We start from the raw sequence: 24,170 nt of genomic DNA on the forward strand, positions 1-24,170 counted from the left end.
ATTCAGCCTATGAGGTTAGGTCATCAGGTAAACCTTCGAGGAATAGTTTGGTTGCCTGCCCCCCGCTGGGCGAGGGGCAGGGGACGTGTCAGACGCGTTCGAACAACACGGCGATGCCCTGGCCGCCGCCGATGCACATGGTCGCCAGGGCATAACGGCCCTGGACCCGGTGCAGTTCGTGAATGGCTTTGGGGGCGATAATCGCGCCGGTGGCGCCCACCGGGTGGCCCAGCGAGATGCCCGAACCGTTGGGGTTGACCTTCTCCGGGTCGAAACCCAGTTCCTGGGCCACGGCGCAGGCTTGCGCGGCAAAGGCTTCATTCGACTCGATGACGTCCAGGTCGGCCACGGTCAGGCCAGCTTTTTTCAGCACCAGACGGGTAGCGGGAATCGGACCGAGTCCCATCAGTTCAGGCTCGACCCCGGCATGGGCGTAACCCACCAGCCGGGCCATCGGCTTGAGGCCTTGGGCGCGCACCATTTCACCGGTGGCCATGATCAACGCACCCGCGCCGTCATTCAGGCCGGAGGCGTTGCCGGCGGTGACGCTGCCGTCTTTTTTGAAGGCGGGCTTCATCTTGGCCAATTGTTCGGCATTGACCTCGGCGCGCACGTGTTCGTCGGTCGCGAAGGTCACGGTGCCTTTGCGCGACGCCACTTCGATCGGCACGATCTGACCGTCGAAGCGGCCTTCGGCGATTGCCCGTGCGGCGCGCTGCTGGCTGAGCATGGCCAGTTCATCCTGAGCCTGTCGGGTGATGCCGTAGCGCTCGGCGATGTTCTCCGCGGTGATGCCCATGTGGAAACCGGCAAACGGGTCTTGCAGCACGCCGAGCATGTAGTCGATGGCCTGCATGTCGCCCATGCGCGCGCCCCAACGCGCTTGCGGCAACAGGTAAGCACCACGGCTCATGGACTCGACGCCACCGGCCAGCGCCGCGCCCGCATCACCGAGCATCAGGCTTTGCGCGGCACTGACAATCGCCTGCAGACCGGAACCGCACAGGCGGTTGACGTTGAAGGCCGGCGTCTCTTTCGGCAGGCCTGCATTCATCGCCACCGCCCGGGAGATGTAGGCGTCACGCGCTTCGGTCGGAATCACATGGCCCATCACCGCATGGCCAATGTGCTCAGGCGCCAGCCCCGAACGCTCGATGGCGGCGCGGCACACGTCGGTCGCCAGTTGAATCGGCGGCACATCCTTGAGCGAGCCGCCGAAGCTGCCGATGGCGGAACGGACGGCACTGATTACGAAAATGTCGGATGGGTTCATGAGGGTTTCCCTGGTTCAGTCGGGGGCGCGTTTGGCGCTTTTATTGGGGGAAAGAGCCTAGGGGCGGCAGTGTGGTTGGCCTATGTCGAAAGTGCTCAAGGGGGGTGGTGTTTTTTGCCATTTCAGAGGAAGGGTGTTTTAGATCGGCTTATAGGGGGTGGGCGATGTTTCGGATTCTTTGGGTTGTTGACCGGGGACAGATCCGTTGCTGCGGTCCTGCTCCGTGGGCCTGCCGCCTGAAGGTCATCGCGGTGAACACCAACGACATGCCCGCCATCAATCGCCTGTGGGAGCTGGCCTGCCAGCGATGAACGCCCAGACACCGCGATCCTTCAGACAGCACGCGTCATCGTTGACGACCATCGCTGGCAGGCCAGCTCCCACAGGGGAATGCGTACACATGGCCGTTAGGCCGCCTCGGTTGCATTGGCGGCAGTCGCCCCCTCAAGCCCCGAGCCTGTCCGTCAACCTGTGATGACCTCCATCGGTGCCTCTACCAACGTCTCACTCACCCACCCGCCGTTCCGGAAAAAACAACTCAAAACACGTCACCCCCTCACTGCTGCTGACGCTGTACCTACCGTGATGCAATTGCATGATCGTCGCCACAATCGACAACCCCAAGCCATTCGAATGCGCCGAACGCTCGCGGGATTCGTCGACCCGGTAAAAGCGTTCAAACAACCGGGGCAAGTGTTCGGCAGCAATGGTCGGCCCCTGGTTGCGCACGATCAACCGGATACCGTCAGCCGCAGGCGTGGCGCGAATGAACAGCTCGGAATGCGGCGCCCCATATTTGATGGCGTTCGCGCAAAGGTTGGCCAGCGCACGGCGCAGCAGCATCGGTTCTGCCCAAATCACGCCGCTGCCCTGGGCGTCGATGCTGATCCCGACGTCTGCCGCCGGCCCTTCGAAGTAGTCGGCCATGCGTTCCATTTCGTCGGAGGCGTCCAGTTCCTGGCGTTGGCTCAAGGCACTGGCCGGGTCAGTGCGCGCCAGAAACAGCATGTTGTCGAGCATCCGCGCCAGGCGCTCAAGCTCTTCGACGTTGGAGGCGAGCAGTTGTTGATAGGCTTCGACGCTGCGGTTCTGCTGCAGCGCGACCTGGGTTTCGCCGAGCAGATTGTTGATCGGCGTGCGCAGCTCATGGGCCATATCGGTCGACACCTGACCCAGTTGCACAAAGCCCTTGCCCAAACGGTCGAGCATGGCATTGAGCGCCTCGATCATCGGCAACAGCTCCCGCGGCGCGCCCTGGCCATCGAGGCGCTCGGTGAGGTTGCCGACGCCGATACCGTGGGCGTGCCGAGCCAGGCGCCGCACGGGCAGCAGGCCGCGATGCACCAGCAGGTAACCGGACAGCGCCAGCAGAATCGCTGCCACGCTGGCGAAGAGGTACACATTGAGCCGGTACCGGGCGAGCACGGCGGTGCGCTCGGTCATCAGGCGCCCGGTGACCACTTGCAAGCTGCCCATGTCGCCGGAATCGATGGTCGCCGCCAACGCCGCGAAAGGCACGCCATCCACGCCGGGGTAGTGCTGCACGTCGGCCAGGCTCAGCGGATGGTCCATCGCCACCGGCGCCAGCGACGGCATGGCCAGGTTGCCGGGATTGACCACCAGCAAGGGTTTTTGTCCCGGCGCGCCGATGCTCAACAGGGCTTCGCGATTACCCAGCATGTTCTGGAACAACGCCGGTTTGGTCCTGATGAGCTCTAGCGTATTGCTGTCGTTGAGGAAGGTGCGCAACTGATCGATGCGGTTCACCAGGGCGGCGTCGTCGCGACGGATCAGCTCGTGCTCCAGGTCGCGGTAAAGCGCCACGCCCAACAGGGTCAGCGAGACAAACGCCAGCAAGGCAAACACCAGCGCCAGGCGCAGTGTCAGGGAATGGCGAAGGCGGCTCATGGCTGTGTATCGAAGCGGTAGCCGATGCCGCGCACGCTGTGGATCAGCTTGAGCTGGAACGGGTCATCGATTTTCAGGCGCAAGCGGCGCACGGCGACGTCGACGACGTTGGTGTCGCTGTCGAAATTCATGTCCCAGACCCGTGACGCGATCATCGAGCGCGACAGGACCTGGCCCTGGTGCGTGGCGAACAGGTGCAGCAGGGCGAATTCCTTGTTGGTCAGGGTGATCTTCACACCCGCGCGAGTGATGCGGCGCTTGAGTACGTCGATTTGCAGGTCATCCACGTGCAACTGTTCTTCTTCGCGGGTGGGACCACGGCGAGTCAGGGTGCGCAGGCGCGCCACCAGTTCGGCGAAGGAAAAAGGCTTGATCAGGTAATCGTCGGCGCCCAGTTCCAGGCCCTTGATGCGGTCGGCGATGTCATCCCGGGCGGTGAGAAACAGTACCGGCGTGTCGGCTTCCTTGCGCAAGCGGCGCAGGACTTCCCAGCCATCCATTTTCGGCATCATCACGTCCAGCACAATGACGTCGAAGTCGTGCTCCAGGGCCAGGTGCAAACCGTCGGCGCCGTTCCGCGCCAGGCTGACGGAGTAACCGAGCTCCTGCAGGCCGTTGAGCAGGTAATTACCCGCTTTGGGTTCGTCTTCGACTACGAGGATGTTCATGGGCGTGTGCCTCAGACAATTGGCGCCAGTGTAGCCGGATCAATGATCATTGGTGCAGCCGCTGCCGTTGACCTGGTAATCCAGCACATGCTCGCGACCCTGGTGGTCCAGGTAGTCGAGCCGCGCCGGAATCAGGCCGCACTGCTGCGAAATGTCGGTGCTGGACAGGACTTTATCAACGTCCATGTGCACGAAGAAACCGGTCTTGTCATGGATCACTGGCGCCGAGGTTGTCTGCGTATCGGCAAACGCCGAGCCGGTGGCGAGGAGGGCGGCGAAACCGAGGATAAACATTTTCATGATAAGTCTCTCTATTCGGGGTTTTGGCTGTCGGCGGATGGCCTGGCAGTGAGTTCAGGTTAACCAGGCGATCCGGACAGCCGACCAACAGTTCAATGACAAAGTTGTAATGAAACGGCCTCGGCGTTATGGCTGGCGGCCGGAGGCTTCGAGGATCAGGTCGGCGATCTCTTTGGAGTGGGAGACCAGCGACAAGTGGCTCGACGGCAGCTCGATGGTGGTCGCGCCCATGCGCTTGGCGAGGAAGCGTTCGAGGTCCGGATTGATGGTCTGGTCGAGGCTGGAGACCGCGTACCACGACGGTTTGCTGTGCCAGGCGGCTGCGGTGGTGCGATCGGTGAACAGGGTCTTGGCAATCGGTTGCTGCACGGCGAACAGTTGCATCGCCTTGTCGTGGGGCACGTCGCTGGCAAAGTACTTGAGGAAGGCGTCCTGCTTCAGGGTGACGAAACCGTCGTGTTCTTCGGTGCCGGCGCGCACGGGCATGGTCGGGTATTTACCTGATAACGCGACGAAATCTTCCCCGGCGTCCGGCGCACGGGCGGCGACGTATACCAGCGAACTGACCTTGGGATTGACCCCGGCTTCACTGACCACGGTGCCGGCGTAGGAGTGGCCGACCAGCACCGTCGGGCCGTCTTGCTGATCGAGTACGCGCTGGGTCGCGGCGACGTCGTCGGCCACCGAGGTCAGCGGGTTTTGTACGGCGGTGACGTGCAGTCCGGCAGCCTGCAACCGCGAGATCACGTCCGCCCAGCTCGAGCCATCGGCCCAGGAGCCGTGCACCAGCACGACGTTGTTGGCCTTGACCGGCGCGATGTCGCTGGCCATGGCGGATCCGGTGCCGAGCATCAACAGGCTGGCGGCGATCAGGCAGAGTTTGCTCAATGGTTTCATGGTATCGACCCTTGTCATCTTCAGTGGGAGGCGTCACCCGGTGTGGGTGACTGACGACATCACTGTAGGACGCGAGGGTGCCGGCTACGCTGACAAGTCGATGACAAGTTTGTAATGCAAAGGCTGCCGTATGTCGGGAGCCCGGAACGGTCACCCGCTCGAACACTTCCAAACGAAGACAATTCTTGGGAGTTAGACCATGACCGATGATCTGAGACGAGATGCCCTGGCGGCCTGGTACAAACTCCTCGCACAACCCGAAATTCGCATGGATGTGGAGGAGCAGTACGACGAGTTGCTCAAGGCCGCCGATGAGATGGAGCGCCAAGGGCTGATCAGCAGCGCGGAATGGCGAACCCTGGTGCGCGAGGCCGGAGTGGCTTTTTCCAGTGCGACAGAAGGGGTGGGCAGAGGCACGTAGGGTTCAATCAACGCGCAATGGCCTGTTTTCGGCCAGTTGTGCGAACCATTGCAGAACCAGCGCGCAGGCCGGATCTTCAGGTGTAGGCCAGCAACCGACCGCACAACACGACGGTGAGCCACAACGCGATCGATAGCAGCGCCTGGCATTTAGCAATGCCGGGCGCGGCGACGGCGGTGTTCCATTGATGGACTGACCGATAGACGCCGACGTGGAATAGCGCGGCATTGAGGCCGGCCGTCGCAATCAGGCAAAGCTTGAGGATGAAAACGCCGTTGGAGGCGAAATCATGTGGGTGGGCTGAAAACATCATCAGCCCCGCAGGCACGATCAACAGCAGTGCAGCGACTGACCAGGTCAACAGGTGCCGAGCAAGGTCAGTCACGGCAATGTTTTTCGACAACCCGAGTACCCTCAGATCAAACATCACGACCGAGCCGACCAACACGGCGAACCCGATGATGTGAACCACCTCCACCATCGGATACAGCCACAGGTCGTCGCGCATGGCGGCGCCCAGTTGTGAGTCACCCACCCAGTCCAGCCAGCTGTCCGCATTCGCTTCCACGCCGGTGTTGAGGGTTTGCATCAGCGTAACTCTGTGGTTTTGCCGCCGACCGTGATGCGTTCGGCGCGCAGTTCATCCGGTTTGTTGCGATTCTGGTAGCCGACCACGCTGACCGTGCTGCCGACGCTTAGCATCTCCCGGGAAAGACCACGGTTTTCCATGCGCGAGGGCGGCGCCAATACCACGTTCCAGGTCTTGTCCGGTGTTTTGAGGCGCACGAATCCATGGGGATGGGAGTAACCCGATTCTTCGATCGTGCCGTTCAACTGCAAGGGATTGTCGGAGTCGTATTCACTCCAGCCGTGATGAGCGAACGCTGCGGTTGCCACCAGTATCAGTGACAAACCAATGCCGCCGAGCATGCTTTTCATGACCTGTCTCCTGATGCACGCCATCAATAAACTCAAGTCGCGAAGTCCAGCTGGTTTTTAGAATAGCTCGCCCGTTTTCAGTGATGGATCGTGGGCTCGGGGATTAGTGTTTCTGAAAAAGTAACTGCGCGAAAATCAACCGGTTATTCCCCTGTTTTTGATTACCCGGCGCTCAACAGCCAACCCGCCACCCCGCAGCCAAGCACCACCAGCCACGGCGGCAGCTTCCAGAACATCAACGCAACAAGGGCGACCAGCGCCAGAGCGAAGTCTTGCGCGGTGAAAATCGCACTCGTCCAGACCGGTTGATAAAGCGCGGCCAGCAACAAGCCGACCACGGCAGCATTCACCCCGATCAACGCGGCTTGCGCGCCGACGTTGCGACGCAACCGCTCCCAAAACGGCAGAGCGCCCATGATCAACAGGAACGATGGCGCGAAGATCGCCAGCAGGCAGATCAACCCGCCGAGCCAGCCCGACGGCGCAAGGTTCATGGATGCACCGAGGAAAGCGGCGAACGTGAACAGCGGACCCGGTACGGCCTGCGTGGCGCCATACCCGGCGAGAAACGCTTCATTGCTGACCCAGCCCGAAGGCACCACCTCGGCTTGCAGCAGCGGCAGCACGACGTGGCCGCCACCGAAAACCAGTGAACCGGCCCGGTAGAAGGCATCCACCAAGGCCAGGGTTTGACTTGGAAAGAGTTGATTCAAGATCGGCAGGCCGATCAGCAGTGCCACGAACAGCGACAACCAGATCGCCCCGGCGCGCCGGCTGAAGGAGATAGGCAGAGGATCGTGCCCATCACGCTGTGCGGGTTTGAACAACAGCAGGCCGGCGACACCGGCGGCGATTATCACCCCGACCTGCGCCCAGGCAGACGGTTCAAACAGGACAACGCCGGCTGAAATCATCATGAAGGTGACGCGCAGCCCATCCGTGCACAGGTTTCGCCCCATGCCCCATACGGCTTGCGCAACCACCGCGACAGCCACCACCTTGAGCCCGTGCAGCGCGCCAGGCGACAGGAGTGCACCGTACCGGGAAAGCCCTAGTGCAAACAGGATCAGGGCAACGGCTGACGGCAACGTAAAACCGGCCCACGCCGCGATCGCCCCGCGATATCCCGCCCGAGACAGGCCCAGTGCAATGCCGACCTGGCTGCTGGCCGGCCCTGGCAGGAATTGGCACAGCGCTACCAAATCGGCATAACTGTGTTCCGACAGCCAGCGACGCCGTGTGACGAACTCATCCCGGAAATAGCCCAGATGCGCAATGGGGCCGCCGAAAGAGGTCAGCCCTAGGCGCAGGAAAATGATGAACACCGACCATGGGCTACTGCGGCTATCGGCACGGGGATCGTCCATGTACGCGTCTTCCTGAAATGAAGTGATTCAGTGTTGTATGCCGCCATTCTAACCATGGCCTACGCTTATCCTGAGATGGATGTTCATTGATCGGGATATTTGCCCTGATCGACGTTCAACCGGTGCCCCATAAAAACAAAAGTCTCGGGAGAAAACGCATGTTTGCATTGTTACGTCGATCCACCCTTTTGCTCGCGGCTGTCGTCAGCACCGCTGTGCTTGCAACGCCTGCATTTGCGCTGGATACCGTCAAGTTCATGGCTCCCGGTTCGGTGGGCGGCGGTTATGACCAGACCGCACGCGTCTTGGGCAAAGCCTTGATTGAAGCCAACGCCGCCAAATCCGCCACCTTCGAAAACAAGGGGGGGGCAGGGGGGACGCTGGGGCTGGCGCAGTTTGCCAACAGCACCAAAGGCGATCCGAATGCGCTGCTGGTGGTCGGTGCGATCATGGTGACTGGCATCGAGCAGAACAAACCGCAGATTACCTTGAAAGATGTGACGCCAATTGCACGGCTGTTTACCGAATACAACGTGATTGCGGTGCGCAAGGAGTCCGAATTCAAAACCCTGGAGGACCTGCTGAAAGCCTTCAAGGACAAACCGACCAGTATTTCCTGGGGCGGGGGTTCCAAGGGGTCGATCGATCACATCGGCATTGCCGAACTGGCCGCGAAAATGGGCGTTCCGGTCAACAAGGTCAATTACGTTGCCTTCGCGGGCGGAGGGGAAGTGGTTGCCCAGGCATTGGGAGGGCAGATCAAAGTCATCACCGGCGGTTATGCCGAGCTGGGCCAGTACGTCAGGAGTGGTCAGTTCCGTGTGCTCGCCATCGGTGCACCGGAGCGCGTGGCAGGCATCGATGCTCCAACGCTTAAAGAAAGCGGGTATGACGTGATCATCGGCAACTGGCGTGGTGTTTACGGTGCTGCGAATCTCACACCCGGGCAGCGCAAGGAAGTGACCGACGCCGTGGTCGCCGCCGCCAACAGCAAAGTCTGGAAAGACAATATTGAAACCAACAAATGGTCGCCCAACATCCTCACCGGTGACGAGTTCGGTAAATTCGTCGACGCCGAGCACGTGCGGCTGCGGGCGATGCTGGTCGAGGTGGGGCTGGTCAAACCATGAGCCAATCGCGCGCAATCTTGCCAGTGCAACTGGCGATTGGCGTCGGTGTGATCGCCATCAGCGCCGTGCTGGCCTACGGCGCTTTTCTTTTCCCTGAAGAGATGGGGTTCGTCATTCTTGGCGCGTACGTCTATCCCTATGCCGTGGCGGTATTCCTCGCGGGCGTAGGCGTGGTACTGAGCTATCAGGCCCTTACCGGCGGTTTTCGCGAACTGGCGGACCACGAAGACGAATCCGCCAAAGTGTTGCCTGGCGGCAAGGCCGGTGTGGCGTGGGTGACGGGGGGGTTGTTGGGGGTGGCCGTGCTGATCAATCTGATCGGATTCGTCCTGGCGGCCGCGCTGTTGTTCGCCTGCTCGGCGAGGGGCTTTGGCAGTCGCCATCCGCTGCGTGATCTCGCCATCGGCATAGCCCTGACGCTACCGATTTACTGGCTGTTCAATGCCGGGCTGGGGGTTTCCCTTCCGCCGCTTGTCAACGCCTGGATCTGATTCGGGCCGCAGGAGATCAACAGGGTGGACATTCTTGCAAGCCTGGCAATGGGTTTTTCCTCGGCCCTGACGCCGATCAATCTGATGTGGGGGTTCATTGGCTGCCTGCTCGGCACCGCCATCGGCGTCTTGCCGGGCATAGGTCCGGCGCTGACCGTGGCGCTGCTGCTGCCGATCACCGCGAAGGTCGATCCCACCGGCGCGCTGATCATGTTCGCCGGCATTTACTATGGCGCGCAGTTCGGCGGTTCCACGACGTCCATTTTGCTTAATACACCCGGGGAATCCTCATCCATGGTCACGGCCCTGGAAGGCAACCTCATGGCCCGAAATGGTCGAGCGGGACCAGCCTTGGCCACGGCGGCCATCGGCTCTTTTGTGGCGGGTACTATCGCCACGGTTCTGCTGACTTTGTTTGCGCCCGTCGTGGCAAAACTGGCACTGAAGTTTGGGCCTGCGGAGTATTTCGCGATTCTGGTGCTGTCGTTCACAACGGTGTCTGCGGTGCTCGGGGCGTCCATGTTGCGCGGCTTTGCATCCCTGGGGATTGGCTTGACCGTCGGATTGATCGGGCTGGACTCGACCTCCGGTATCGCTCGCTACACCTTGGGCGTTCCAGAGCTGGTCGATGGCATCGAAGTCGTGCTGGTGGCGGTCGGGTTGTTTGCGGTGGGCGAAGCGCTGTACAGCCTGCTGTATCAGAAGGAAGAGGCAACCGGTCGACACCGCATGTCCTCCTTGTGGATGACGCGCGCCGACTGGAAGCGCTCGGTTCCGGCGTGGCTGCGGGGAACGTTGATCGGTTTTCCCTTCGGGTCGATCCCGGCCGGTGGCGCGGAGATCCCGACGTTCCTGTCCTATTCCACCGAGCGCAAGCTCAGCAAATACCCGAAAGAATTTGCTGCCAGCAAAGGCGAGGGCGCCATCGAGGGCGTTGCCGGCCCTGAAGCGGCGAACAACGCAAGCGCCACCGGCTCGCTGGTGCCGTTGCTGACCCTCGGTATCCCGACATCGGCCACCGCAGCCATCCTGTTGGCCGCCTTCCAGAACTACAACCTGCAACCGGGGCCGCTGCTGTTTGAAACCTCGGGTGAACTGGTCTGGACCCTGGTGGCCTCGCTGTACATCGGCAACGTCATCCTGCTGGTGCTGAACCTGCCGTTGGTGGGGCTGTGGGTCAAACTTCTGCAAATCCCGAGGCCGTACCTGAACGCCGGGATCCTGGTGTTCGCCACCATCGGCGTGTACGGTATGCGTCACTCATCTTTCGACCTGTTGCTGATGCTGGCGATCGGGTTGGGCGGGGTGTTGATGCGCCGATTCGACTTCCCCGTCGCTCCGGTGATCGTGGGCATGCTGCTGGGGCCGATGGCGGAAAAACAACTGCGTAACGCGTTATCGATCAGCGAGGGCGACTGGACGGTGTTTCTGACGCAACCGATTTCCGCTGCGTTTCTGGCGTTGACGTTGCTGGTGCTGCTGGTCCCGCATCTGCTGCACGCCAGGGGCATCAAGTTGCATGAAGATGATTGAGCACGTCAGAGAGGCTAACGAATTCATGTGCGAATCCGGCGAACACCGATCGGTCCTGGTCGATGGAGGGGAACGCCGCTGAAAGTGCGTTCCTGGTAGTTCGAAGCTTGCGAAATCAGACGCGCGATGCTGGTCGGCTTCAACTTGCTGCATTTAGCGCTGGTTATGTCCTTTTGCCGATATCTACTGGCTTGTTAGCGTTAGTCGGCAATCCGCTGGCGCGTTAGAGTCGGGGCACCGTTCCTCGCCACCGCTGGATGCCACCGATGACTCGCCCCCGTTTTTTGCCCGACAACTTCACCCTGACCCTCATCGGCGTGGTCGTTCTCGCCAGCCTGCTGCCTGCCAGCGGCCAGGTCGCGGTCGGTTTTGGCTGGCTGACCAACCTCGCCATTGCCCTGTTGTTTTTCCTGCATGGCGCCAAACTGTCGCGTGAATCGATCATTGCCGGTGCCGGCCACTGGCGCCTGCATTTGCTGGTGTTCAGCCTGACGTTCATCCTGTTTCCGCTGATCGGCCTGGCGCTCAAACCCTTGCTCTCGCCGCTGATCGGCGACGAGCTGTACATGGGCATGCTCTACCTCTGCGCGCTGCCCGCCACAGTGCAGTCGGCGATTGCTTTCACGTCCCTGGCTCGCGGGAATATCCCGGCAGCCATTTGCAGCGCGGCGGCCTCCAGCCTGTTCGGGATTCTCCTGACGCCGTTGCTGGTGACGTTGCTGCTGAATGTGCACGGCGAGGGCGGTTCGACGCTCGATGCGATTCTGAAGATCAGCGTGCAACTGTTGCTGCCGTTCATTGCCGGGCAGATCGCCCGACGCTGGATCGGCGCCTGGGTGGCGCGCAACAAGAGCTGGCTCAAGTTCGTCGATCAAGGCTCGATCCTGTTGGTGGTCTACGGTGCATTCAGTGAGGCGGTGATCGAAGGCATCTGGCACCAGATTCCGCTCTGGGAGCTGGCCGGGTTGGTGGTGGTCTGCTGCATCGTGCTGGGCCTGGTATTACTGGCGTCCACCGTGCTGAGCAAAGCCTTCGGCTTCAATCAGGAAGACCGCATCACCATCCTGTTCTGCGGTTCGAAAAAGAGCCTGGCCACCGGCGTGCCGATGGCCCAGGTGTTGTTCGCCGGCAGCACCATAGGCGTGTTGATCCTGCCGTTGATGCTGTTCCATCAGATTCAGTTGATGGTCTGCGCGGTGCTGGCGCAGCGTTATGCCAATCGCCCGGAAACGGTTCCTGAACTCATGGCCCAGGTCGATCCTTGATTTCCGGGCTGGATTGCAAGCTATTGCCCGTCGATGAGGCGAGGCAGCTTAAGCGGGTTGAAATCACGCAGTGCCTCAGGCAACAGCGCATCCGGAAAACCCTGGTAAGCCACCGGGCGCAAGAAGCGTTCGATCGACGTCATGCCCACCGAGGTGAAGCGGCTGTCCGAAGTGGCCGGGAACGGGCCGCCGTGGACGGTGGCGTACGTCACCTCCTGGGGATGGGCAAACGCGTTGACAACGATGCGCCCGGTGCGGCGTTCCAGCACCGGCAGCAGGCGCCGGGCCAGTGGCAAGTCATTTTCTTCCAGGTGCAGCGCGGCGCTGAGCTGGCCTTCGAGCGAGCGAGCAATGGCGAGCAGTTCAGCTTCATCCTCGACGGTCACCAGCAGCGCGGATGGACCGAAGACTTCCTGCGAAAGTACCGCTTCGCTCAGGAAGCGTTGGCCGTTGACCTCCAGCAGCGCCGATTGGCCGTCAAAGTCTGCGCTGGGGGCCGAACCTTCGGCGACGCGGCGCGCACCGGCGTCCTCCATTGCGGCCAGACCGTTGAGGTAGGACGCATGGATCCCCGGCGTCAGCATTGTGCGCGCCGAGGCCTCGGCCACGCGTTTCACCATGGCGTCGCGCAGTGCTTCAAGACCGGCACCTTTGATCGCGATCAGCAGGGCGGGCCTGAGGCAGGCTTGCCCGACATTGACCAGCATGCGCTCGATAAAGCCGTCACCGATCTGCGCACCGCGCTCGGCCAGTGCGGCGGGCAGGATGAACGTGGGATTGATGCTGGTCATCTCGGTGAACACCGGAATGGGGTCGGGCCGTAGTTGCGCGCGGCGATACAATGCCATGCCGCCCTGTTCCGAACCGGTAAACGTCACGGCCTTGACCAGCGGATGATCGACCAGGGCTTCGCCGATCGTGTTGCCCATGCCGCGCACCATCGAGAAAACGCCCTCGTGCAACCCGTGGTCCTGCACCGCCTTCTGGATAGCCCGCGCCTGGATTTCCGAAGCGCCCGGATGGGCGTTGTGCGCCTTCAGAATGACGGTCGCGCCAGCGGCCAATGCCGACGCGGTATCGCCACCGGCCACTGAATAGGCGATCGGAAAGTTGCTCGCCCCGAAAATCGCCACCGGGCCGATGGCGATTTTTTGCAACCGATGGTCCATGCGCGGGCGAGGTTGACGATCAGGCTGCGCCGGATCGATGGCCAGTTGCAGGAAGCGGCCTTTGCGCACGACCTCCGCGAACTGGCGAAACTGTGTGGCGGCCCTTGTGGCCTCGCCTTCCAGTTGCGCTTGCGGCAAGCCCGTTTCAAGCGCGGCACGGGCCGCTAGCTCTGCGCGGACTGCTTCGAGATTGTCGGCAATGCTTTCGAGAAACGCCGCGCGCGCAGCGAGCGAGGTGTGGCTGTAACTGTCGAATGCCTCGTCGGCGAGGGTGGCCGCCTGGTGGACTTGCGCTGCGCCGCCTAGCGCAAAATCCGGTTCGATCAACGTGTTGGTGGCGGGGTTGAGCGCTTTCATCGTCCCTTCAGTGGCAGGGACATCGTGGGCGCCGATCAGCAGGTTTCCTGTCAGTTTCATCAGCGGTTACTCCTGCTGTGCCAGCGTGGCGACGAGTTCTTCCGTGGTCACAATGGCGTGAGCAAAGGTAGGGCCATTCAGCTCGTGGGCAGCGTGCATCATCTCCGGACGGAAGGCAGCAGTCGCATCACGCACCAGCGTGACGTGGTAACCCAGTTCCGATGCATAGCGGGCAGTCGCTTCGATGCAGGTGTTGGCCAGCAGGCCGACGATGATCACGTGAGTGATGCCTTTCTGCTTCAGGCGAAAATCGAGATCGGTATTGGCAAAGCCGCTGGAGCCCCAATGCTCCTGGACGACGATGTCGCCGTCCTTTGGCGCGAAATCCGGATGCCATTCGCCGCCCCATTCCCCGCGAGCGAAGTGGTGCATGTGCATGATCTTGCACTGGGTCGGTGTCGGATGGTCCCAGCCTTCGTAGTCGCCGTGTTCCCAGCGATGGTGCGGTACGATGACCACCGGAATGTCGCGGGCGCGCACCGCGCGGTCGAGGGCGCGCAGGTTGTCGAGCAGGCCGACTTGCTCGGCGATCGGCTTGATCAAGGGGAAGACCTTACCGTTTTCCGACAGGAAATCGTTGTACGGATCGACCAGCAGGTAAGCGGTCCTGTTGAGCGGATACGGGGCGTTCGACATGACGATGTTCTCCACGAAAAGTTGAGTGACCGGTGCCGGGGACTTGCCTGGGCATCTTGTTGATATGATAATCATAGTAACTGTGAAAGAGGCAAGTCCTATGTCGATAAATACCAGTGTTCCCGACACCCTTTGCCCGATTTCCCGGGCCGAGGCGATCGTGGGCGACCGCTGGACCGTGCTGGTACTGCGTGAGTTGATTATGGGGAGTCATCGCTACGACGAGATCCAGGCGCAGACCGGCGGCACCCCGCAAATGGTCGCTGCACGCTTGAAGAGTCTGGAGGCTGACGGCCTGGTCGAGCGCCGTCTCTACAACGAACGCCCGCCACGCTACGAGTACCACCTGACCGAAAAAGGGCAGGCCTTTTACTCGGTGATACTGGCGCTGCGTGCCTGGGGGGAAACCTGGTGCAAGTCGCCGGAGGAAGGCCTGGCAGTGGTGTACACCCACAAGACCTGTGGCGAGCCCGCAGGGTTAGGACCGCTTTGCGAACATTGCGGTGAGTTGTTGCGTCGGGATGAGCTGATCAGTGAGCAGAGCGAAGCCTACGCCGCAGAACGACATACGCGGCGTGAGGCTTTCAAAGGGAGTCGTGGCCAAGCGTAAGGAGGCTGTAGCCGCCCTCCCTGCGCTTGCGAACGAGGAGGGCGTTGTGCAAATGATCAGCGGTGTCAGAACTCCGGCGTGTATTTCACACTGAACATCACGTTGCGCGGATCACCGTAGTTATTGTTGCCATTGATCTGGTTGTACGCCGCCGCAAAGTAGGTCTTGTCAAACAGGTTGTTGGCGTTCATCGCCAGCTCGATTTCCGGCGTGAGCTGGTAACCGACACGGGCGTTCCACACGGTGTAACCCGGTACGTTGACGGAGTGGTCGTAACCAAGTGTGTGGGTTTGAGCAACGAAGCCCAGGCCAGTGCTGACACGGCTCCAGTCGCCACTCAACTGGTAGTTGCCCCAGACGCGCAGCATGTGTTTCGGCGTCCACCAGCTGAAGACCTTGCCTTCGTTGTCCGGGTCCTTGAGGTACTTGGTGGTGTTGTAGGTATAACCGGCAAACAGTTGCAGGCCGTCCAGCACTTCGCCGCTGATTTCAGCGTCGAGACCCTGGCTGCGTACTTTGCCGGAAGCCTTCGAGCAGTACCAACCGTCGCAGATTTGCCCGCCATCGGTATCGAGCGTTGCACGGTTTTCCTGGTCGTAACGGAACAGGGCCAGGGACGTATTGACCCGTCCCTCCATCAACTCGCCCTTGAGACCCACTTCGTAGTTCGTACCGATAATCGGTTTAACGACCGAGCCGCCGGTATCGCGTTCGGTTTGCGGTGTGAACACGTCGGTGTAGCTGGCATAGACCGCCCATTCGCGGCTCAGGTCATAGACGATGCCAGCGAAAGGGGTCACTTCGCCGTTTTCGTTGCTGGTGCTTTCAGGATCGGCGGTGATGCTGGTCGCGTCCTGGCGCCACGATTTGTAGCTGTAGTCGTACCAGCTGACCCGCGAGCCGAGCACCAGGGTCAGCGGATCGATCGGCTTGACCCGCCAGCTGCCGTACAGGCCCTTTTGGCGGATGTCATATTTGCTCGGTGTCCCACGGCCTCCGGGGCTGTTGAGCAGACCGTCGTAACTGATTTCCGGACGATCGTGATCAATGTTGAAGATGGTATCGGTGCCGTCATTGAAGGTTCGGGCAAATTTATCGTCCGAGGTGTACTTGGAGTAGTTGCCGCCCACCATGATTTCCTGCTGCATGGACAAGGTTTCGAACTTGCCGTTGAGGTTCATGTCCAGCGCGACTTTGGTGGAGTCCAAGTCAGTTACGAAGTCAGCGTATTGCACGCCGCTGCCATCGGCATTGATGCCATTGCCACTGGATTGCACCCGTTGGTTCTTCGCCTTGTTGGTTTCAGTCATGCGCACAGCGCCAACCTTGAAAGCCCAATCGTCATTGAAACGGTGCTCCAGGTCGGTGTAGAGCGTGGTGACATCGATGTCCGAATGGTTCCACTTCGCCCCGGTGTAAGTTTTGCGCGGCAGGTCGACGGGTTTGCCGTCGGCGTAGCGCGGGAAGCCGCGGACATTCGAGCGCGATTCACCGTCGGACTGGCTGACCGCAAAACCCAGGGTCGTGTCCTCGCTCAGATCGAAGTCCAGCGCGCCGTACAGTGAGGTGGTCTCATACCATTCGGAATCGACGAACGAGTGGCTGTTGTCCTGGTCGGCCACCAGGCGGCCGCGCACGGTGCCGGCCTGGTTCAGCGGCCCGCCGGCGTCCAGTTGCAGACCGTAGTGATCCCAGGAGCCGGCCTTGCCGGTGAGGGTGACGGTCGGTGCGTTCTGGCCGCGTTTGCGCACCAGGTTGACGGCGCCACCAGGGCTGCCGGTGCCTTGCAGCAAACCGGACGCGCCACGCAGCACTTCCATGCGATCGAAGAAGATCAGGTCCTGCGTGGCCCAGTTGCCCAGCGCGTAGGTGTTGCGCGGGATCGGCACGCCGTCGTATTGCCAGTCATCAATCTGGAAACCGCGCGAACTGAGGATGAAGCCTCTGCCGACACCTTGAGCACCGACCAGGCCGGTGGTCTTGTTGGCCGCGTCCTTGAGATCGACGATATCCTGATCGTCCATTTGCTTGCGGGTCATCACGGTGACCGACTGCGGAATTTCCTTGAGGGTGTGGGTGCCCTTGCCGATGGTCACCGCTCGCGCGGCGTAAGAGCCTGAGCCTTCGGTGGTGGCGTCGGTGCTGCGTTCGACGATGTTGGTCACGCCCAGTTGCAACGCTGCGCCGCTGTCGGCGGCGGGCTCGACGCTGAAGTTACCTTGTCCGGTCACTCGCAATTGCAGGCCGCTGCCCGCCAACGCCTTTTGCATCGCTTGTTCCACGGGCATCTGGCCGATCACCGCCGGTGCCTGTTTGCCCCGCACCAGCGAAGGCTCCAATGAAACGATATGGCCGCTCTGGCTGGCGATGGCATTCAGCGTGCTGGCGAGGGGGCCGGCCGACAGGTTGAACGTCAGGTCTTGGGCCTGTGACAGGGCAGGGCTCGCCAGGGTTGCCAGGGCGACAGCGGCGGAAAGGGCATGGGGCCATGGGTTGAACACAGCGTTCTCCTGAAAATGTGAAAGTGTCAGGAGATAGGTGGGACGAGAAATGAAAACCGGACACGAATGAGAGTGATTTGCAAAAAAAAGTGGTTCAGCCAGGTTATTTCGGACGAATCAGCGTCAGCCACGGGCTGTAGCGATCCACGCGAATCGGCAGTGTTTCTGCCAGCGCCGTGAACACCCGATCGGGATCGTTCAACGGGAATACGCCCTGGACGCGCAAACCGCGAACCTCGGGCGCCACTCGGACGAAACCCCTGCTGTAAGGACGTAGCGCGTCGACCACTTGCTCCAGAGGTTCGTCGAGCACATTCAATCGGCCGCTGAGCCAATCGGCGCGATGACGCTGATCGCCAGCCACCGGGGCAATTTTCCCTTCATACAACAAGGCCGATTGGCCTTCCTGCAGGTCAAGCGTCGCACCGTCGAACAGACGGGCTTCGACCGAATGCTGCAGCACCACGACGCGAGTCGCGTCTTGTTCCTGAGCCACCAGGAATCGGGTGCCCAGTGCACGTATTTCACCCTGGGCAGTGCGCACGCGCAGTGGACGCGTGGGGTCGGCTGCGACCTGAATCACCAGTTCGCCGTGGCGCAGAATCACCAGCCTTTGCTGGTCATCGAAGCGCAGATCCACCGCACTGTCGGCATTCAGGCTCAGGCGGCTGCCGTCGGTCAGCGTGAAGTCCTGGCGCTGGCCGCGGACGGTGTGCAGGTCCGCCAGCAGCGAGTCACCCAGCGGGCTGCGAACACCCAGCCATGCGCCGCCGCCCAGCAGGCCCAGGCCGACGATCACGCGCAGCGCATCGCGGCGTGAACCGTGGGGTTGCAGCAGCAGTTGCCGCGCTTCGTCGGCCTGACCGGGCAGGCGCCGATCCAGCGCACGAATGGTGTTGAAGGAAGCCCCGAGGCGTTCTTGCAATGTCGCCCAGGCCCGGGCGTGGGCGGGATCCATCGCCAGCCATGCGTTGAACCGTTCTTGCAGTGCCGCATCGGGCTTGCCGGCACGAAGGCTCACCATCCAGTCGATGGCCTGCTCGCTGACGGGATCGAGGCGCGGCGTGCTCATGGCGCCAACTCGCTCAGGTAGCACTGACTCAATGCCTGTTTCATGTAACGGCTGACCGTGCGCTCCGACAGCTCCAGTTTTTGTGCAATCGCCACGTAGCTCAAACCGTCCAGCTGGCTATAGAGGAACGTGGCTTTGACGACTATTGGCAAGCCGTCGAGCGCCCGGTCGATGGCAACCAGGGCTTCGATCAACTGCAACTGTTCTTCAGGGGACGGGGCGAACGCTTCGGGCAGCGTGGACAGGCGTTCGAGGTAGGCCAGTTCCAGCTTGCGCCGGCGATGACGATCAAAGATCAGGCGTCGGGCAATGGTCGAGAGGTAAGCGCGAGGTTGTTCGATGCTGTCCGGGTCTACCCGGGCAGTCAGCATCTGGCAAAACGTATCGGCGGCGGTGTCCTCAGCGTCCGCGTGATTGCGCAGTCGCCGCTGGATATGCTGCAGCAGCCAGCGATGATGGTCGCTGAAAAAGAAGCCCAGCTTGCTGGTCGGAGGAGGTTGCACCGGTTGGTTTTCCAGATGTTAGTGTGAATCGTTCTCAATACTACCTTTGAGATGATGGCCACTGCAATCTCTGACTTCGCCAACGGAGCGGGCACTTCTTTGGTTCAACGATCCGCCAGTTCTTCCAGCAGGTCTGCTGAAGGAACGAAGAACAGGCCTCCGGTGACCGCCGTGCTGAAATCGAGCAAACGGTCGTAATTGCCCGCCGGTCTGCCGACAAACATGTTCTCGAGCATCAGCTCAAGCGGGGCGGGCGAGCGCGCATAGCCGATGAAATACGTGCCGAATTCACCGGCGCCGGGGCGCCCAAAGGGCATGTTGTCGCGTAGGATTTTCACTTCCTGCCCGTCCTGGGTAATCGTCGTCAGGGCGCTGTGCGAGGAGGTCGGCTTGACTGAATCATCGAGTTCGATATCGGACAACTTGGTGCGCCCGATAACCCGTTCCTGAGCCTCGACGGACAACGCGTTCCAGGCCGTCATGTTGTGCAGGTACTTTTGCACCAGCACATAACTGCCTGCGGTGAACGACGGATCTTCGTTGCCCACGAGCGTGAAGTCGACCGCCTTGCGACCGACCGGGTTTTCGGTGCCATCCACGAAACCGATGATGCTGCGCATATCGAAATAGCGGAAACCCTGGACTTCATCGACGACCGAAACCGCCTCTCCAAGCGATGACAGTAACTGCGTCGCCAGTTCGAAGCAGAGGTCCATCTGGTCGGCACGGATGTGCAGCAAAATGTCGCCCGGCGTTGCCACGGCGCGGCGTCCCTCTACGCCAAATTCGCGAAAGGCGTGCAGTGAGGCCGGGCGCGGATTGCCGAACAAAGCGTCCCACGCCGTGGACCCAAAACCGCAGACACACGACAGGTTGCCGGAGGGGACGCGTTTGCCAACCGATCGTGTCAGGGACGCGACATCGGCGCACCAGGCCCGGACTTTCCCGGCAGCGTCACTGCCAGGCGCCAGGGTTGCCACGATAAAAATCGCGCTGCTGGTAATGGGGTTGCAGATGGCTTGGGGCTCAGGCGTTTGGTTATCCATTGGCATCCACGCTGTCCGGGTGAGTTGCCACACTCTAGCGTTCTCGCGAGTGGAGTGAAATACATGCGTTCGGCCTGTCACCGGGCGCTTTTAATGTATCGTCTGCTCCAAAGGATTTAGGCCCACGTACGGAGACAGCATGACCCTGACCGCCGAAACACTGATCGAAATCGCGATGACCAACCCGGCCAACGCCGAGATTGCCAGGCGCTTGCCTGCGCTCGGGCTGAGCCAGTGCATGCTGACGGCGGGTTGCCTGTTTCAAGCGGTATGGAATCATCAGTCCGGCCGGCCTGCCGCGTGGGGCATTAAGGATTACGACGTTTTTTACTTTGATGAAGACGAATCGTGGGACGCCGAAAACGAAGTCATCCTGGCGGCGCGAGCGCTTTTTCACGACCTCGACGCGACGATCGAAATCAAGAATCAGGCACGGGTTCATCGTTGGTACACACAGCGATTTGGCGTGGAGTATCCGCAATTGCGCTCAGCGAAGGATGGCATCGATCGGTATCTGATTGCAGGGACGTGTATCGGTCTCGATGTGGTGAGCGGCGAGGTGTATGCGCCTTACGGTTTGAGCGATGTCGAGGCAGGACTGCTACGGATCAATCCGGTCATGCATGAAACTGACTTGTTTACTCACAAGGCTGAAAGTTATCGGGCTCGATGGCCTTGGCTGACGATTGTCAGCGCTGACGCTGTCCCTGATTGAAATAAAAGGGGACAGGGCTCGAATACCCCATCCCCGTCATCACATAACAATCAGAACTTGAACGCCTGGCGTCCAACCAGCAGCCAGCGGCCTTTCTGTTTCTGCCAGATCTGGAAGTTTTCGATCTCGGTTGGAATCACTTCAGTGCCTTTCAATGCCTGTGCCGAGAAATGGTTGCGAACCAGGGCGACGTCACCGGACAGGGTGATGGTCTGGTTTTGCATCTCCAGGGTTTTGAAGGCGCTTCGCCCGGTTTCGATGTCGGCGATGTATTCCTGTTTGTTCTGGATCTTCCCGCTGGAATGCCCGTAGGTCAGGTTCTCGGCGGTCAGTGCGTTCAGTTCGGGAATGTTCTTTTTCAGCATGGCTTGGGTCAGGTGGTCGACGGCCTGCGCCACGTCTTTCTCAGCGGAGGACGGAGTCGCTGCGACGTAGCCACTGAACAGGCACAGAAAACCAATCAGCAATTTCATTTTTTTCATGGGTGTTTCCTTGTTGTTGTGGGTGAACGAGTGATGGACTTTAAACGGCATTCATCAGTCGTCGTACAACCTAGCATGCACTAATGAAAAAACGAACTTGCGGACCGGGGTTTTCTCGAAGTTATGGAGATGTTCATGCGCGAAGCCGCCGGGGTGCTCTGTTGAACGAGCTGAATCAGACCTATATTGGTTGCGCCGGGTGGAGCCTGCCTCGTGACTGCTGGCCATCGTTTGCTGTCGATGGCACGCACTTGCAGCGGTATGCGTCGCAACTGACGGCCGTTGAAATCAACAGCTCGTTTTATCGCCCGCATCGGCCGCAGACCTATCTACGCTGGGCGCAGTCGGTCCCGGCCGCCTTTCGCTTTTCGGTGAAGATGCCCAAGCTCATCACCCATGTGCACCGCCTGCAGGGCTGTGAGCTGTTGCTGGACGAATTTCTGGCCCAGTGCACCGCGCTGGGTGAGTCTTTAGGTTGCATTCTGGTGCAGTTACCGCCATCGCAGGCTTACGAGGAGGGCGTTGCTTCGGCGTTTTTCGCGGCGTTGCGCCTGCGTTATGCCGGGCCGGTGGTGATTGAACCCCGGCATGAAAGCTGGCGGGACGCGGAAGAATTGTTGAACGAGCAGAAAGTCGGCCGGGTGGCTGCCGACCCATCGCCCCTTGCCGGTGGCGTGAGGCCGGGTGGCTGGCCGGGCATTCAATACTGGCGCTGGCACGGTTCGCCGCGCATCTATCACAGTAATTACGACCCGAGCCGACTGGAGGCGCTGGCGCAGCAGGTGCGGAATGCGGAGCAGGCGGGCGCCGTCAGCTGGTGCATCTTTGATAACACCGCCAGTGGTTTTGCGCTGGGCAATGCGTTGACCCTGCAAGCGCTTCTGGGCTGCAAGGCTCAAGCGGTATCCACCCTGTGAGTCACTCAAATCATGCAGGCAAACCCACATCCCCCGATACGAACTGGCGCTGCTGATCCTGCTGCTGTTGATCGTCGTGGCGTTCGGCCTCTCTCCCCGCAGTCGAGTTGTTACGGGTTACTGCTGGTTTCCCTTCGCGGCAAAACGCAAAAGGCGCCGATGACGACCGCATGTCGTAAAAGCGTGAGCGCATCGAAATAGCCTTCAATTCCCCTCTGCCGCAGTCGATAGCCTGTTCAGAAGCCATTTGCGAATGGCTGTAGCCAACTGACAGGGGACTCACAGAGTGTCGATAAAACTACGTTTGATCCTGCTGATAGGCACCGGTCTGCTCACGGCTTTGATCATGAGCCTGGTCAGTTACCTGGGAAACTCGCAAATGGCGACCGCGGTGAACGACAACGAGGTCAGCATGGCCGCGCTGCGCAATCACCTCGAAGCGGACATGATGCACGACGCGTTACGCGCCGACGTGCTGTCGGCGATGCTGCTCGGCCTGGGCAAAAGCACCAGTACCCCTGCCGAAGTGCGCAGTTCCATCGAGGAGCACGCGTCGCACTTTCGTGAAGTGCTGGGTGAAAACCTCAAACTGCCGGTCAACGACACCATCAAGGCCGGCTTGAACAAGATCAAACCCAGCCTTGATACCTACATCAGCGCCGCCGAGCGCATTGTCGGGCTGGCCCTGCAAAATCCGGATGCGGCACAAAAAGAGCTGGGCAACTTCAACACCGCCTTCAGCCAGCTGGAAGACCAGATGGCGGCCCTCAGCGAGCTGATCGAAACCAACACCCAGCAAACCAGCGCAGGCACTCAGCAGGCCATCAGTGACGCCAACCTCACGCTCGGTATTGTGCTTGTCGCCAGTCTGTTGCTGTTGCTCGTCCAGGGACGCTGGGTGATTTTGAGCATCATGGGGCCGTTGCAAACCGCCAGCCGCATTGCCGAGAGCATCGCCCACGGCAACCTGAGCGAACCGATTGCCGAGCCCACCCGCAAGGACGAAGCCAGCGCACTGATCCGCAGCCTGGCGACCATGCAGCGCGATCTGCGCGGCATGATCGAAGTGGTGCGCAGCAACGCCCATGGCGTCAGTGGTATGAGCGCGCAGTTGAGCAATGGTTGCCACGAAGTCGCCGACAGCAGCCAGCAGCAAAGCGCCGCCGCCACTACCATGGCCGCCGCCGCGAGTGAAATGACTGCGAGCATCGAGGACATCACTCGCCACGCCGAGCGTGCGCTGAACATGGCCAACCAGGCCGAGGCACTGGCCAAGAATGGCGGTCGGGTGATCCATCAGGTGGTCAACGACATGGACGGGATTGCGCGATCAGCCCAGCAGTCCGCTCAGGTCATCCGCACGCTGGACAAGGAATCCGAGGGCATTTTCAGCATCATTCAGGTGATCAAGGGCATCGCCGATCAAACCAACCTGCTGGCGTTGAATGCCGCCATCGAGGCCGCGCGGGCCGGGGAGCAGGGGCGCGGGTTTGCCGTGGTGGCCGACGAAGTCCGCAGCCTGGCGGGGCGCACCAGCGCTTCCACCCAGGAAATCGCCACGATGGTTGCGCGCATCCAGCAAAGCACCCGCGAGGCGGTCACCAGCATGGAGGCGGGCGTGGCCCAGGTCGACAAAGGCATGGCCGTGACTGCCGACGTCGAACGGGCCATCCGCGAAATCCTCGAAGCCACGCTGAACACCACGCAACTGGTGAACGACATCTCCCGCACGATTGGCGAGCAGAGCCTGGCCAGCAATGAAATCGCGCATCAGGTGGAGGTAATTGCGGGCATGTCGGAAGGCAACAGCAAGGTCATTGGCCAGACGGCTTCGACCACGGATGATTTGTCGGCGCTGGCGGGTAAGCTTTCGCAGTCGGTGGATCGGTTTCGGTTGTGAAGCCCATTCA

23 protein-coding genes and 2 pseudogenes are annotated in these 24,170 nt (G+C 60.9%); 10 read left to right on the forward strand and 15 right to left on the reverse strand.

Annotation, left to right across the window (positions count from 1 at the left end):
• Positions 1-88: 88 nt before the first annotated feature.
• The 5 genes from ACM1ZW_RS21820 to ACM1ZW_RS21840 all read right to left on the reverse strand — a co-directional run bounded on the left by ACM1ZW_RS21820 (position 89) and on the right by ACM1ZW_RS21840 (position 5,046).
• On the reverse strand, positions 89-1,273 hold the full coding sequence (locus ACM1ZW_RS21820) for an acetyl-CoA C-acyltransferase family protein (protein WP_416739323.1): 1,185 nt from the start codon (positions 1,271-1,273) through the stop codon (positions 89-91).
• A gap of 504 nt (positions 1,274-1,777) precedes the next feature.
• Positions 1,778-3,181 carry a heavy metal sensor histidine kinase gene (locus tag ACM1ZW_RS21825; RefSeq protein WP_416739324.1) on the reverse strand — a complete coding sequence of 468 codons (1,404 nt, stop codon included), beginning with the start codon at positions 3,179-3,181 and terminating at the stop codon, positions 1,778-1,780.
• On the reverse strand, positions 3,178-3,849 hold the full coding sequence (locus ACM1ZW_RS21830; protein ID WP_414883984.1) for a heavy metal response regulator transcription factor: 672 nt from the start codon (positions 3,847-3,849) through the stop codon (positions 3,178-3,180). The genes ACM1ZW_RS21825 and ACM1ZW_RS21830 overlap by 4 nt, the downstream gene beginning before the upstream one ends.
• A gap of 39 nt (positions 3,850-3,888) precedes the next feature.
• Positions 3,889-4,149 (reverse strand): DUF2790 domain-containing protein, encoded by a 261-nt coding sequence (locus ACM1ZW_RS21835; protein ID WP_414878947.1) that lies wholly within the window; start codon positions 4,147-4,149, stop codon positions 3,889-3,891.
• A 126-nt stretch (positions 4,150-4,275) separates the two neighbouring features.
• On the reverse strand, positions 4,276-5,046 hold the full coding sequence (locus ACM1ZW_RS21840) for an alpha/beta hydrolase (protein ID WP_416739325.1): 771 nt from the start codon (positions 5,044-5,046) through the stop codon (positions 4,276-4,278).
• A gap of 199 nt (positions 5,047-5,245) precedes the next feature.
• Between ACM1ZW_RS21840 and ACM1ZW_RS21845 the strand changes: the two genes are divergently transcribed.
• Complete coding sequence (locus ACM1ZW_RS21845; RefSeq protein WP_017338100.1) at positions 5,246-5,467, forward strand: hypothetical protein; 222 nt, start codon at positions 5,246-5,248, stop codon at positions 5,465-5,467.
• 76 nt (positions 5,468-5,543) lie between these two features.
• Here ACM1ZW_RS21845 and ACM1ZW_RS21850 read toward each other — a convergent pair whose 3' ends face one another.
• From ACM1ZW_RS21850 to chrA, 3 genes are all read right to left on the reverse strand, one after another.
• Positions 5,544-6,056 carry a DUF6644 family protein gene (locus ACM1ZW_RS21850; protein ID WP_416739326.1) on the reverse strand — a complete coding sequence of 171 codons (513 nt, stop codon included), beginning with the start codon at positions 6,054-6,056 and terminating at the stop codon, positions 5,544-5,546.
• Positions 6,056-6,406 carry a DUF6152 family protein gene (locus ACM1ZW_RS21855; RefSeq protein ID WP_017338102.1) on the reverse strand — a complete coding sequence of 117 codons (351 nt, stop codon included), beginning with the start codon at positions 6,404-6,406 and terminating at the stop codon, positions 6,056-6,058. Before ACM1ZW_RS21855 ends, ACM1ZW_RS21850 begins: the two co-directional genes overlap by 1 nt.
• Before the next feature lie 161 nt (positions 6,407-6,567).
• Positions 6,568-7,773 (reverse strand): chromate efflux transporter, encoded by a 1,206-nt coding sequence (chrA, locus tag ACM1ZW_RS21860; RefSeq protein WP_416739327.1) that lies wholly within the window; start codon positions 7,771-7,773, stop codon positions 6,568-6,570.
• A 158-nt stretch (positions 7,774-7,931) separates the two neighbouring features.
• Between chrA and ACM1ZW_RS21865 the strand changes: the two genes are divergently transcribed.
• The 4 genes from ACM1ZW_RS21865 (at position 7,932) to ACM1ZW_RS21880 (ending at position 12,192) form a co-directional block, all read left to right on the forward strand.
• Positions 7,932-8,903, forward strand: a complete 972-nt coding sequence (locus ACM1ZW_RS21865) for a Bug family tripartite tricarboxylate transporter substrate binding protein (protein ID WP_017338104.1) — start codon at positions 7,932-7,934, stop codon at positions 8,901-8,903.
• Positions 8,900-9,394 (forward strand): tripartite tricarboxylate transporter TctB family protein, encoded by a 495-nt coding sequence (locus ACM1ZW_RS21870; RefSeq protein WP_416739328.1) that lies wholly within the window; start codon positions 8,900-8,902, stop codon positions 9,392-9,394. Before ACM1ZW_RS21865 ends, ACM1ZW_RS21870 begins: the two co-directional genes overlap by 4 nt.
• 24 nt (positions 9,395-9,418) lie before the next feature.
• Positions 9,419-10,927, forward strand: a complete 1,509-nt coding sequence (locus ACM1ZW_RS21875) for a tripartite tricarboxylate transporter permease (protein ID WP_416739329.1) — start codon at positions 9,419-9,421, stop codon at positions 10,925-10,927.
• 266 nt (positions 10,928-11,193) lie between these two features.
• Positions 11,194-12,192, forward strand: coding sequence for a bile acid:sodium symporter family protein (locus ACM1ZW_RS21880; protein WP_017338107.1), 999 nt, complete (start codon positions 11,194-11,196; stop codon positions 12,190-12,192).
• A gap of 20 nt (positions 12,193-12,212) precedes the next feature.
• Here the strand turns inward: ACM1ZW_RS21880 and ACM1ZW_RS21885 are convergent, their stop codons facing one another.
• Positions 12,213-13,778 (reverse strand): aldehyde dehydrogenase (NADP(+)), encoded by a 1,566-nt coding sequence (locus tag ACM1ZW_RS21885; protein WP_416739330.1) that lies wholly within the window; start codon positions 13,776-13,778, stop codon positions 12,213-12,215.
• Positions 13,779-13,784: 6 nt separating this feature from the next.
• Positions 13,785-14,414 (reverse strand): isochorismatase family cysteine hydrolase, encoded by a 630-nt coding sequence (locus ACM1ZW_RS21890; RefSeq protein ID WP_017338109.1) that lies wholly within the window; start codon positions 14,412-14,414, stop codon positions 13,785-13,787.
• A gap of 100 nt (positions 14,415-14,514) precedes the next feature.
• Here ACM1ZW_RS21890 and ACM1ZW_RS21895 point away from each other — a divergent pair, with 100 nt between their 5' ends.
• Positions 14,515-15,024 carry a winged helix-turn-helix transcriptional regulator gene (locus ACM1ZW_RS21895; protein ID WP_017338110.1) on the forward strand — a complete coding sequence of 170 codons (510 nt, stop codon included), beginning with the start codon at positions 14,515-14,517 and terminating at the stop codon, positions 15,022-15,024.
• A 65-nt stretch (positions 15,025-15,089) separates the two neighbouring features.
• Here the strand turns inward: ACM1ZW_RS21895 and ACM1ZW_RS21900 are convergent, their stop codons facing one another.
• The 4 genes from ACM1ZW_RS21900 to ACM1ZW_RS21915 form a co-directional block, all read right to left on the reverse strand.
• Complete coding sequence (locus tag ACM1ZW_RS21900) at positions 15,090-17,525, reverse strand: TonB-dependent siderophore receptor (protein WP_416739331.1); 2,436 nt, start codon at positions 17,523-17,525, stop codon at positions 15,090-15,092.
• Between the two features lie 103 nt (positions 17,526-17,628).
• Complete coding sequence (locus ACM1ZW_RS21905) at positions 17,629-18,597, reverse strand: FecR domain-containing protein (RefSeq protein ID WP_017338112.1); 969 nt, start codon at positions 18,595-18,597, stop codon at positions 17,629-17,631.
• Entirely contained in the window at positions 18,594-19,100 is a 507-nt protein-coding gene (locus ACM1ZW_RS21910) for a sigma-70 family RNA polymerase sigma factor (protein WP_017338113.1), read from the reverse strand. The genes ACM1ZW_RS21905 and ACM1ZW_RS21910 overlap by 4 nt, the downstream gene beginning before the upstream one ends.
• A 104-nt stretch (positions 19,101-19,204) precedes the next feature.
• Positions 19,205-20,146 carry a Dyp-type peroxidase gene (locus tag ACM1ZW_RS21915; RefSeq protein WP_017338114.1) on the reverse strand — a complete coding sequence of 314 codons (942 nt, stop codon included), beginning with the start codon at positions 20,144-20,146 and terminating at the stop codon, positions 19,205-19,207.
• A 139-nt stretch (positions 20,147-20,285) separates the two neighbouring features.
• Between ACM1ZW_RS21915 and ACM1ZW_RS21920 the strand changes: the two genes are divergently transcribed.
• Positions 20,286-20,861 carry a nucleotidyltransferase family protein gene (locus ACM1ZW_RS21920; protein WP_416739332.1) on the forward strand — a complete coding sequence of 192 codons (576 nt, stop codon included), beginning with the start codon at positions 20,286-20,288 and terminating at the stop codon, positions 20,859-20,861.
• A 50-nt stretch (positions 20,862-20,911) separates the two neighbouring features.
• Here ACM1ZW_RS21920 and ACM1ZW_RS21925 read toward each other — a convergent pair whose 3' ends face one another.
• On the reverse strand, positions 20,912-21,343 hold the full coding sequence (locus tag ACM1ZW_RS21925; RefSeq protein ID WP_017338116.1) for a nuclear transport factor 2 family protein: 432 nt from the start codon (positions 21,341-21,343) through the stop codon (positions 20,912-20,914).
• 161 nt (positions 21,344-21,504) lie between these two features.
• On the opposite strand from ACM1ZW_RS21925, the gene ACM1ZW_RS21930 reads away from it, so the two are divergent.
• The 3 genes and pseudogenes from ACM1ZW_RS21930 to ACM1ZW_RS21940 all read left to right on the forward strand — a co-directional run.
• Positions 21,505-22,260 carry a DUF72 domain-containing protein gene (locus tag ACM1ZW_RS21930; RefSeq protein WP_416739333.1) on the forward strand — a complete coding sequence of 252 codons (756 nt, stop codon included), beginning with the start codon at positions 21,505-21,507 and terminating at the stop codon, positions 22,258-22,260.
• Between the two features lie 346 nt (positions 22,261-22,606).
• A pseudogene (locus tag ACM1ZW_RS21935) lies at positions 22,607-23,254 on the forward strand (methyl-accepting chemotaxis protein); the annotation flags it as partial.
• A gap of 309 nt (positions 23,255-23,563) precedes the next feature.
• Positions 23,564-24,160: pseudogene (locus ACM1ZW_RS21940) on the forward strand (methyl-accepting chemotaxis protein); the annotation flags it as partial.
• Between the last annotated feature and the right edge of the window lie 10 nt (positions 24,161-24,170).

Source organism: Pseudomonas sp. NFX71 (assembly GCF_048079215.1).
Lineage (GTDB): Bacteria > Pseudomonadota > Gammaproteobacteria > Pseudomonadales > Pseudomonadaceae > Aquipseudomonas > Aquipseudomonas fluorescens_B.